Genomic DNA, 10,681 nt, shown 5'->3' with positions numbered 1-10,681 from the left:
GGTCTTGCGTTTCCGACTCTATCAGACTCTTTCGTGTCCGATTCCCGGTCGAAGCGGGCCTCGCAATTTCCGCTTTCCAGTTCTTCGCTTTCGCGCTTTCCCTTTCCAGCGGTTCCAACCTTACCAGACTCAATTTCGTTCCGTTTCCGGTTCGAATTTGATTTCCGGTGGCCGTTGGAGTGGCCTTGCCTTTCGGCTTATTCGACTTTATCAGAAACAGTTCGGCCGAACTAATCGGCTTCGTGATCCAGAGAGTGGGAATCAATGGCTCTGCGGAAATTCAATTTCCGGTGAGAGCGAGATGACGCTAACTGCTGGGCCCGAACTTGTCCAGTTCGAGGCAACCGTTCGAATCTACCTCCCCCAGTCCGCCGTGTCAACGGTTTTTTGGGGCGAGGAGGAGACTAGCAGGTCAGGAGAGCCGTACGCACATCAGGCGGCAACCGGAAGTTCGGCGCTGCGTTCGGCGTCGGCGATGTCGCCGGCGTCGCCGGTTCGGGCTGCGCGGCCGCCCAGGATGTAGACGTAGGCCAGAAAGGCCAGCTCGGCGGCGATTCCGATGGCGATACGGGCCCAGGTCGGGAGGCCGGAGGGGGTGACGAAGCCTTCGATGACACCCGAGACGAACAGGATCAGGGCCAGTCCGATGGCCATGCCGAGCGCGGCGCGGCCCTGCTGCGCCAGGGCGGTCCGCCGGGTGCGGGAACCAGGGTCGATGACCGTCCAGCCCAGACGCAGGCCGGTGCCGGCCGCCACGAAGACGGCTGTGAGCTCAAGCAGTCCGTGCGGAAGGATCAGACCGAGGAAGGTGTCGAGCCGGCCGGCCGAGGACATCAGCCCGATGCCTACCCCGAGGTTGAGCACGTTGAGGAAGACGATCCAGATCACCGGGACGCAGAGGAACGCGCCCAGCACCAGGCACATGGCCGCGGCCTGGGCGTTGTTCGTCCAGACCTGGGCGGCGAACGAGGCCGCTGGATGGCTGGAGTAGTAGGTCTCGTACTCGCCGCCAGGACTGGTCATGCGGCGGAGGTCGTCCGGGGCGGCGATGGCCGACTGGACTTCCGGGTGGGTACCGATCCACCAGCCGATCAGCGCGGCCAGGAGCGTGGAGAGGACGGCTGTGGGTATCCACCAGTGCCTGGAACGGTAGACCGCCGCGGGAAATCCTGCCGCGAGGAAGTTCGCGGCGTCGCGCCACGAGGCGCGGCGGGTGCCGGTCACCGTGGCGCGGGCACGGGCCACCAGTTGTGTGAGGCGCGCGATGAGCAGAGGGTCGGGGGCACTGGACTGGATCAGGGAGAGATGGGTTGCCGTCTGCTGGTAGAGGTCGACGAGTTCGTCGGCTTCCGCACCTGTGAGCCTGCGCCCGCGGTGCAGGAGATGATCCAGGCGGTCCCACTCGCTGCGGTGGGCGTTGACGAATACGTCGAGGTCCATGGTCGGCTGCTGCTCCAGGCATGGGTGCGTACGGGTCCGTACTGCTGCGGCGCGTTTGCGGGTCAGCTTGGCAGACTGTGGCCCCGAGGGGCAGGGATGGTCGGCGAAGGGTGGGCGGCGATGAGTGAGCTCGTGACCGGGGACGCGGTCGTGCTGGGGCTGCGGCCGGCGAAATTGCCGAGCCGTGCGCTGGCTCTGGCCATCGATCTGGTGGCGGTGGGGACGGTGTTCGTCCTGGTGTCGGTCGGACTGACCATGGCGACGGCCGCGCTGGACGGGGCGGCATCCGCCGCCATCTCCGTGGCGACGTTCCTGTTGGTCCTGGTGGGAGCGCCGATAGCGGTGGAGACGCTCAGCCACGGCCGTTCGTTGGGGAAGCTGGCGTGCGGGCTGCGGGTGGTGCGGGACGACGGGGGGCCGATCCGGTTCCGGCACGCGCTGGTGCGTGGGGCGATGGGTGTCGTGGAGATCCTCATGACACTCGGGGTGGTCGCCTCCGTCGCGTCGCTGGTGTCGGCGCGTGGGAGGCGGCTCGGGGACGTCTTCGCGGGGACGCTCGTCGTTCGGGAGCGGCTGCCGGCGGGCCGGGCCGCCGCTGTTCCCCCTCCGCCTCCCTGGCTGGTGGGACGCTTCGCCGGGCTGGATCTGTCGGCGGTTCCGGACGGACTGTGGCTGGCGGTACGGCAGTACCTGACGCGGATGCACCAGCTGGACGCCGACGTGGGCCAGGCCATGGCGGCCCGGCTGGCCGGAGAGCTCGCCGGGTGGACCGGGGTTCCGGCTCCGGTGGGCGTGCCCGCCGCCGCGTACCTGGCGGCCGTGGTGAACGAACGGCAGGCTCGGGATGCGCAGCGGATGTCCGCCGCTGCCCGTGCCTCCGCTGACGGCTCCGGCGGTACGGGCGGGCTGCGTCAATCTCCCGGCGCGGGTTCAGCGCCTCCGACGGTGCCTGCGGGGGCCGGGGATGTGGCGGCTCCCGGGGCGGATCGGGCGCGGCCGCCTGCGACCGGGTTCGCACCGCCCGCCTAGGGAGTGCTCAACGCCGCGAGCGTGGTGTCAGGCGTCGCGCGCCGGACGGGACTTCGCGGACACGGCCTAGCGGGTCGAGGGCGGGGATTCCAGCTCTTCGAGCTCGATGCCAGGGGCCGAGAGGACCACGTCGCCGGCGATGTGGATGGTGTGCTGATCGCCGGTGTCCAAGGCGTTGACCTGGTATTCGTCCACGGTCAGCGGTCCGTTGTCAGTGGCGTGCGTTTCACTGTTCACCAGGGCCCAGGACTGGTCGACGGTACGGGGTGCGAGGACCGGATCCGTGAAGGCGACGACGCGGAGGCGGGTCGCGGGGGAATCGGGGGTGAGGCGCAACAGGCGTGCGGTCGCGATGAGAAAGGCGGGGGAAGTGCCGGTGAAGGTGTGGGCGCGGACATTGCCTTCGTCGGCGTGAGTGCCGGTCGGATCGGAGCGGACCCAGGTGACGCCTTCGAGGGCGGCGCCGCGGACCTGCCAGCTCGCGGCGTGGAGTTCGAGACGGATCGGGCGGCCGAGTTCGTCCAGGGTGAGATCGATGGATCCGAGGTGGTCGCCGGACGGGGCGGTCGTCTGGGAGACATAGCGCCAGCCGGAAGGGCCGGGGGCGCAGTGGAAGTGCTCTTCACCGAGGGGGGTGTGGTCGTGAAGATCGTGGAGCGAATAACTGCCGCGGGGCATGGGGTCCTTCGGGTTCCTCGGGCTGTGCGGGTGCGGTAACGACGCAGGCCCCCGACACGGGGGTGCGGGGGCCTGCGTTCGTAGCTGCTGCGCTGTGCTGCTGAGTCACCGGGCCTGCTGACGCTGTCGCGTCCGCACGCTCGGGGTCCGGGGCCGCGGGGCCCGCCGGTGGTCGGTCACCTGCGGGCCGTCGCGGCCACGGGATCAGTAGCGGTAGTGGTCGGACTTGTACGGGCCGTCGACCTCGACGCCGATGTAGGCGGCCTGCTCGGGGCTGAGCGTCGTGAGCCTCACTCCGAGCGCGGCGAGGTGGAGGCGGGCGACCTTCTCGTCGAGGTGCTTGGGCAGCACGTAGACGTCGGTCGGGTACTCCTCGGGCTTGGTGAACAGCTCGATCTGGGCCAGGGTCTGGTCCGCGAACGAGTTGGACATGACGAACGAGGGGTGGCCCGTGGCGTTGCCCAGGTTCAGCAGACGGCCCTCGGACAGCACGATGAGGACCTTGCCGTCGGAGAACGTCCAGGTGTGGACCTGCGGCTTGACCTCGTCCTTGACGATGCCGTCAATGGCGGCGAGGCCCGCCATGTCGATCTCGTTGTCGAAGTGGCCGATGTTCCCGACGATGGCCTGGTGCTTCATCCGGGCCATGTCGGCGGCCATGATGATGTCCTTGTTGCCCGTCGTGGTGACGAAGATGTCGCCCTGCTCCACGACGTCGTCGAGGGTGGCCACCTGGTAGCCGTCCATCGCCGCCTGAAGGGCGCAGATCGGGTCGATCTCCGTGATGATCACCCGGGCGCCCTGGCCGCGCAGGGACTCCGCGCAGCCCTTGCCCACGTCGCCGTAGCCGCAGACGACGGCGGTCTTGCCGCCGATCAGGACGTCGGTGGCGCGGTTGATGCCGTCGATCAGCGAGTGGCGGCAGCCGTACTTGTTGTCGAACTTCGACTTGGTGACCGCGTCGTTGACGTTGATCGCCGGGAACAGGAGGGTGCCGTCACGGTGCATCTCGTACAGCCGGTGCACACCGGTGGTGGTCTCCTCGGTGACACCGCGGATCTCGGACGCCAGCTGGGTCCACTTCTGCGGGGCCTCGCCGAGGGTGCGGTTCAGCACGGTGAGGACGTTGGCGTACTCGTCGCTGTCCGCGGTCGACGGGTCCGGGGCCGCCCCGGCCTTCTCGAACTCCACGCCCTTGTGGACGAGGAGGGTGGCGTCGCCACCGTCGTCGAGGATCATGTTCGGGCCGCCGGTCGGGGTGTTCGGCCAGGTCAGGGCCTGCTCCGTGCACCACCAGTACTCTTCGAGCGACTCGCCCTTCCAGGCGAAGACCGGGAGGCCGGCCGGGGCGTCCGGGGTGCCGTTCGGACCGACCGCGATGGCCGCGGCCGCGTGGTCCTGGGTCGAGAAGATATTGCAGGAGGCCCAGCGGACCTCGGCGCCGAGGGCGACCAGGGTCTCGATCAGCACGGCGGTCTGCACGGTCATGTGCAGCGAACCGGTGATGCGGGCACCGGCCAGCGGCTGCGTGGCGGCGTACTCCTTGCGGATCGACATCAGGCCGGGCATCTCGTGCTCGGCGAGGTTGATCTCCTTGCGGCCGAAGGCTGCGAGGGAGAGGTCGGCGACCTTGAAGTCCTGGCGATTGGCGACCGTCGTCATAACGGGCTGCTCCTCGTGATGGGTCGAGGGTGGGTGGGCGGCTCTGCGGCGCCGGGCACACGAATGCCCGAGCGGCTCGCAGCGCAGTCCGTCGGAGGCCCTCTCTCCCTCGGCCGGTCCGGGATACGGACCGATCGACCGCCATCAGCAGCGACGTCTGGCACTGCACTCGAATCTACACCGAACGGCCCAGCCGCTCCCAGCCCACCGGGTCCGAAAGCGGCCTCGAAGGCGCGTCGGGTGCGTTCAATGGCCGGATTCAGTCGGGCCGGCCGGGGTGTCGGGGGCCTCGTCGGGCGTGGTGGCTGTGGGCGTGGTGGGTGTGGTGGGTGTGGTGGCGGTGGGGTCGGTGGCTACGGCGGTTGATCCGCCCGAGCCGTTGGCCGAGCCGTTGGCCGGGTCCTTGGCCGGGTCCTTGGCCGGGTCCTTGGCCGGGTTGGTGCCGGACCGGGCCGCGGCCTCGTTGTAGATGTCCGGTTCCAGGTAGATGACCCGCGCGATCGGGACCGCCTCACGGATGCGGGACTCGGCGGCGTTGATGGCGTTGGCGACCTCGGTGGCCGTGTCGTCGTGCTGGACCGCGATCTTGGCGGCGACCAGCAGTTCTTCCGGGCCGAGGTGGAGCGTACGCATGTGGATGATGCCGGTGACGGTGTCGCCGTCCACGACCGCGGCCTTGATCTTCTCGACCTGGTCGGTGCCGGCGGCCTCGCCGAGCAGCAGGGACTTGGTCTCGGCGGCCAGGACGATCGCGATCACGATCAGCAGGATGCCGATGCAGAGGGTGCCGATGCCGTCCCACACCCCGTCACCGGTGCCGACGGCCAGGCCCACGCCGGCGAGTGCGAGCACCAGGCCGATGAGCGCGCCGAAGTCCTCCAGCAGCACGACGGGGAGTTCGGGGGCCTTCGCGCGGCGGATGAACTCGGTCCAGGACAGGGCGCCGCGGGTCTGGTTGGACTCCTTGATGGCCGTACGGAAGGAGAAGCCCTCGGCGATGACCGCGAAGACCAGGACCCCGACCGGCCAGTACCAGGCCTCGATCTGGTGCGGATTCTTGATCTTCTCGTAGCCCTCGTACACCGCGAACATGCCGCCGACCGAGAACAGCACGATGGAGACGAGGAAGGCGTAGACGTAGCGCTCGCGCCCGTACCCGAAGGGGTGCTGGGGGGTGGCCTCGCGCTTGGCCTTCTTGCCGCCGAGCAGCAGCAGTCCCTGATTGCCCGAGTCGGCGAGCGAGTGGACGCTCTCCGCGAGCATCGACGACGAGCCACTGAACAGGAACGCCACGAATTTGGCCACTGCGATCGCGAGGTTGGCGCCGAGCGCCGCCACGATCGCCTTGGTACCGCCTGACGCACTCATGGGTGCCTGGTGTCCCTTCGTTCGGTGCTGCGGCTCCGGCGGCCGCGGTACGGCCGGACATTCTTGCAGTCCATGGTGCGGACGGTACGTCAGGCCACCACAGTGGCACGGAACAGCGTGCCCGCACCGGACACTTCGGCCTTCTCCCCGGCCGGTACGAAGACCGAGTCGCCGGGTACGAGACCGAGGTCGCCGGTCCGGGGGGCGCCCGCCGTGCAGAGCAGGATCTGCGGTGTGGCCGCGGTCAGGTCGACGGGGTCGGCGCCCGGTGAGAGGTCGAAGCGGGAGAGCCGGAACTCGTCGGCCGGCGTCTCGTAGAGCTCCTCGCCGGACGGGGACGCCTCGGGCCGCAGGACCCCGGGATCGGTCGCCTCGAAGCGGACGATGCGCAGGAGTTCGGGTACGTCGATGTGCTTGGGCGTCAGTCCGCAGCGCAGCACGTTGTCCGAGTTCGCCATGATTTCGACGCCGAGGCCGTCGAGGTAGGCGTGCGGGACCCCGGCGCCGAGGAACAGCGCCTCGCCGGGCTGGAGTTGTACGTAGTTCAGCAGCATGGCCGCGATGACGCCCGCGTCGCCCGGGAAGTGGTGGGCGATGCGCGCGTACGGGGCGAACGCGCCGCCGAGCCGTTCCGCTGCGGCTGCCGCGGCGGTCACCGTCTCCGCCATCTGCGCCGGGTCCGCCGTCAGGATCGCCGTGAGGACCTCGCGCAGCGCGGCCTCCTCGGGGTGGGCGCGGAGCAGATCGGCGTACGGCTTGAGCGAGTCGACGCCCAGCGCCTCCATCGCCTCGGCCGCCTCGATGGGCTTGCGGAAGCCGCACAGGCCGTCGAAGGGGGTGAGCGCGCAGATCAGCTCGGGCTTGTGGTTGGCGTCCTTGTACGTGCGGTGGGGTGCGTCGACCGCGACAGACCTGCGCTCCTCGTCCGCGTAACCCTGCTGTGCCTGGGCGAGGTCGGGGTGGACCTGGAGGGAGAGCGGGGCTCCGGCGGCGAGCAGCTTGAGGAGGAAGGGGAGACGGGGGCCGAACCTGTCCACGGTGGCCGTGCCGAGCTCACCGACGGGGTCGGCGGCGATGACGTCGGTGAGGGGCTGCTCGGTGGGGGGCTGCGGGGTGCCGGGGGCCGCGCCGGGGCCGGTGCGGGTTATCCGGGAGGGGGCTCCAGGATGCGCCCCCATCCACATCTCGGCCTGGGGCTCGCCGGTGGGGGCGACACCCAGCAGGGCGGGGATGGCGGTGGTGGAGCCCCAGGCGTACGGGCGCACGGTGTTGGAGAGCCGGTCCATGGAGTTCGTCCTCGTGCTTTGTGGGATGCGTGGTTCTTGGGGGTGCGTGGTTCTTGGGGATGCGATACGGGGCTGGGAGCTCTGGGTGCGTGGGTCCTGCGGCGGGCGTGAGGGCTGGTCTCCTGCTGCGCCGCACTCCGCGTCGGTGGTTCAGGCGCGGACTTCCGAGGCGAGGGACAGGTAGACGGCCGCGAAGTCGGTGACCGCGAGGAGTTCGGCGAGGGCTTCGAGCCGGCTGCCCTCCTCCGGTTCGAGTTCGCTGATCGGTGTCTCGTGGCCCAGGGCGAGTTCGCGGGCCGCGGGGGCCGCGCTCAGGCCGCCGGTGGGCCGGTCCCGGAGCAGGACGACCCGGGCGTGCAGGGCCTCCGGCTCGTCGACCCGGTCACGGAAGAACTCGTCGGGGTTCGCTCCCGCGGCGAAGGCCCCGGCCAGCAGACCCCCGTGAGCGGGGAGCGCCTCGGGGAGTTCGGCCGCGAGGGCGGGGCGGCCCGAGAGCTCGGCCAGGACCGCGGCGAACCGCCGTCCGACCGGGGCCGCGGCCTCGCCCTCCGTCCAGACGAGGGGGAGGCTGTCCGCGAGTTCGGCGGCCAGGGTCTTGGCCGGATTGCTGTACGTGGCGATGGCCGGCCCACAGCGTTCCGCCGTGCGGTCCAGACGGTCGGCGACGCTTTGCAGCGTCTCCGGGGGCGCGGTGACCAGGCCGACTCGGTCGAGCAGCGCGAGCAGCGGGGTGAACAGGGCCCAGAGGGTGCCCGGTCCCGCGGCCGACGTCTCGGCGTCGTACTCGCCGTGCGGGGCGGAGGCCATCGGTACGACGAGGCCGTGCCCGCCGTCGACCGCCTCGCGCAGCGGCGACTGCCGGGGTGCGACGGCCACGACGGTGCAGCCGCGGCGGTAGGCCTGCTCGGCGACGAGGGCCAGGCCGGGTTCGGAGCCGTCCGCCGTGGCGATGAGCAGCAGGTCGAGGGAGCCGGCCCAGCCGGGCAGCGTCCAGCGCATCGCGCCCGCGGCGGGGGCGACGCCGGTGGGGTGGATGCGCGTGACCGGCGCGGAGGCCCCGGCGAGGGCGGCGATCAGGTCGGCGACACCGGATGCGGCGGTGCCGGAGCCCGCGACCAGGACGGCGCGCGGACGGCCCTCCGGGTTCAGCGCGGCGATGCCGGCCTCCGTCGCGTGCCGGGCGGCGGTACGGACCCTCGCCCCGGCCTCGGCGGCGCCGCGCAGCAGACCGCGGCGGTCGGCTCGGGCCAGGGCTTCCGGGGCGTCGAGCAACGACTCGTCGAGCATGGGGACGGTCCTCCGATCACGCGCTGATCACCGTGCGAGGTGTGGGGCCCGGTTACGCGGGGCGGCGGGCCTCGTCGACGAGGAGGACGGGAATACCGTCCCGTACCGGGTAGGCCAGGCCGCAGTCCTTGCCCGTGCAGACCAGTTCGGGGCTGTCGGCCGCCGACCGGTCGTCGAGGGGGGAATGGCAGGCCGGGCAGGCCAGGATCTCCAGGAGGCCGGCTTCGAGCGGCATGGGGTGGGTCCCTTCGGGCGGGCGCGAGTGCGTGTTCTTGTTCTTGCTGCTTGCTTGCTGCTGGTTCTTGCTGCTTGTTCTTGGATCGGGCGACGTCAGCCTACCGCTGGGGTGGCGGGGGCGCGGCCTGGCCGGGGGGCTCTTGTGGAGGGGTGTGGTGGGGGTGGGTACGGCTGGGTGTGCCTGAGGCGGGCCCTGTCCCCGCCCCGCCCCTTCCCGTAACCGGGGCTCCGCCCCGGACCCCGCTCCTCAAACGCCGGAGGGGCTGGAAAGGGAGGGGCTGGAACAAAGCTCAGGAGGGGCTTGAGTCGGGGGCAGTGGTTTCTGGCCTCCGGATCAAGGACAGGGCTTCGTCCCGTACGGCCTTCATCGTCTCTTCCTCGCGGGCCTCGACGTTCAGGCGCAGCAGCGGTTCGGTGTTGGAGGCCCGGAGGTTGAACCACCAGTCCGGGGCCGTGACCGTCAGGCCGTCCAGGTCGTCGGTGCTCACGCCCTCGCGGTCGGCGAACGCCGCCCGCACCTGGGCCGTGCGGGCCGGCTGGTCGTCGACCGTGGAGTTGATCTCGCCGGAGCCGGTGTAGCGGTCGTACTGGGCGACCAGGGCGGAGAGGGGTTCCGGCCGGCCGCCCAGGGCGGCCAGGACGTGGAGGGCGGCGAGCATGCCCGTATCCGCGTTCCAGAAGTCGCGGAAGTAGTAGTGCGCCGAGTGCTCGCCGCCGAAGATCGCCCCGTGTGCGGCCATCTCCGCCTTGATGAAGGAGTGGCCCACCCGGGTCCGGACCGGGGTGCCGCCGTTCTCGCGTACGACCTCCGGGACCGAATGGGACGTGATCAGGTTGTGGATGACCGTGCCCCGGCCGCCGTTGCGCGCCAGTTCGCGGGCCGCGACCAGGGCGGTGATCGCCGACGGGGAGACCCCCTCACCCCGTTCGTCCACGACGAAGCAGCGGTCCGCGTCTCCGTCGAAGGCCAGGCCCAGATCGGCGCCCTCGGCCACCACCCGGGCCTGGAGGTCGACGATGTTCCTGGGGTCCAGGGGGTTGGCCTCGTGGTTGGGGAACGTGCCGTCCAGCTCGAAGTACAGCGGGACGAGGTCGACGGGCAGGTCCGCGAAGACCGTGGGGACCGTGTGGCCGCCCATGCCGTTGCCCGCGTCCACGACCACCTTCAGCGGCCGGATGGCGGTCAGGTCCACCAGCGACAGCAGGTACGCGGCGTAGTCGGTGAGTGTGTCCCGTGCGGTGACCGTGCCGGGGGTGGCGGCCGGCTGCGGGGTGCCGGTCACGGACCACTGCTCGACCAGGGTGCGGATCTCGGCGAGGCCGGTGTCCTGGCCCACCGGTGCGGCGCCCGCGCGGCACATCTTGATGCCGTTGTACTGCGCCGGGTTGTGCGAGGCCGTGAACATCGCGCCGGGCAGGTCCAGCGACCCCGACGCGTAGTAAAGCTGGTCCGTCGAGCACAGACCGATCATCGTGACGTCCGCGCCGCGGGCCGCCGCGCCCCGGGCGAAGGCTCCCGAGAGGGTGGGGGACGTGGGGCGCATGTCGTAGCCGATCACGATCGCGGGTGCGGCCGTCACCTCGACGAACGCCGCTCCGAACTGCTCGGCCAGGGCTTCGTCCCACTGGTCGGGCACGACTCCGCGAACGTCGTACGCCTTCACGAGCTGCGACAGGTCTGCAGTCACGGGACG

Annotated in this window: 9 protein-coding genes; 1 reads left to right on the top strand and 8 read right to left on the bottom strand. The window is 70.6% G+C overall.

Going from position 1 to position 10,681, the window contains the following annotated elements; all coding sequences use genetic code 11:
- Positions 1–432: 432 nt before the first annotated feature.
- Positions 433–1,440 (bottom strand): stage II sporulation protein M, encoded by a 1,008-nt coding sequence (locus AB0I52_RS29855; RefSeq protein ID WP_363077858.1) that lies wholly within the window; start codon positions 1,438–1,440, stop codon positions 433–435.
- Positions 1,441–1,560: 120 nt separating this feature from the next.
- On the opposite strand from AB0I52_RS29855, the gene AB0I52_RS29850 reads away from it, so the two are divergent.
- Entirely contained in the window at positions 1,561–2,469 is a 909-nt protein-coding gene (locus tag AB0I52_RS29850) for an RDD family protein (RefSeq protein WP_363077856.1), read from the top strand.
- A 66-nt stretch (positions 2,470–2,535) separates the two neighbouring features.
- Here the strand turns inward: AB0I52_RS29850 and AB0I52_RS29845 are convergent, their stop codons facing one another.
- The 7 genes from AB0I52_RS29845 to AB0I52_RS29815 form a co-directional block, all read right to left on the bottom strand.
- Entirely contained in the window at positions 2,536–3,147 is a 612-nt protein-coding gene (locus AB0I52_RS29845) for a hypothetical protein (RefSeq protein ID WP_363077854.1), read from the bottom strand.
- Between the two features lie 204 nt (positions 3,148–3,351).
- Positions 3,352–4,809, bottom strand: coding sequence for an adenosylhomocysteinase (gene ahcY, locus AB0I52_RS29840; RefSeq protein WP_363077852.1), 1,458 nt, complete (start codon positions 4,807–4,809; stop codon positions 3,352–3,354).
- A 246-nt stretch (positions 4,810–5,055) separates the two neighbouring features.
- Positions 5,056–6,177, bottom strand: a complete 1,122-nt coding sequence (locus AB0I52_RS29835; RefSeq protein WP_363077851.1) for a cation diffusion facilitator family transporter — start codon at positions 6,175–6,177, stop codon at positions 5,056–5,058.
- Positions 6,178–6,266: 89 nt separating this feature from the next.
- The gene (gene manA / locus AB0I52_RS29830) at positions 6,267–7,463 is read right to left on the bottom strand and encodes a mannose-6-phosphate isomerase, class I (RefSeq protein ID WP_363077849.1); all 1,197 of its coding nucleotides are present in this window, start codon (positions 7,461–7,463) and stop codon (positions 6,267–6,269) included.
- 150 nt (positions 7,464–7,613) lie between these two features.
- On the bottom strand, positions 7,614–8,750 hold the full coding sequence (locus tag AB0I52_RS29825) for an SIS domain-containing protein (RefSeq protein ID WP_363077847.1): 1,137 nt from the start codon (positions 8,748–8,750) through the stop codon (positions 7,614–7,616).
- A 52-nt stretch (positions 8,751–8,802) separates the two neighbouring features.
- The gene (locus AB0I52_RS29820; RefSeq protein ID WP_018552946.1) at positions 8,803–8,985 is read right to left on the bottom strand and encodes a Trm112 family protein; all 183 of its coding nucleotides are present in this window, start codon (positions 8,983–8,985) and stop codon (positions 8,803–8,805) included.
- Between the two features lie 292 nt (positions 8,986–9,277).
- Positions 9,278–10,675 carry a phosphomannomutase/phosphoglucomutase gene (locus AB0I52_RS29815; RefSeq protein WP_363077845.1) on the bottom strand — a complete coding sequence of 466 codons (1,398 nt, stop codon included), beginning with the start codon at positions 10,673–10,675 and terminating at the stop codon, positions 9,278–9,280.
- Between the last annotated feature and the right edge of the window lie 6 nt (positions 10,676–10,681).

The organism is Streptomyces sp. NPDC050423 (assembly GCF_040655445.1).
In the GTDB taxonomy this organism is placed as follows: Bacteria; Actinomycetota; Actinomycetes; order Streptomycetales; family Streptomycetaceae; genus Streptomyces.
Note: the sequence above shows the minus strand (reverse complement) of the source record. Positions and strands in the feature narration are given on the sequence as shown.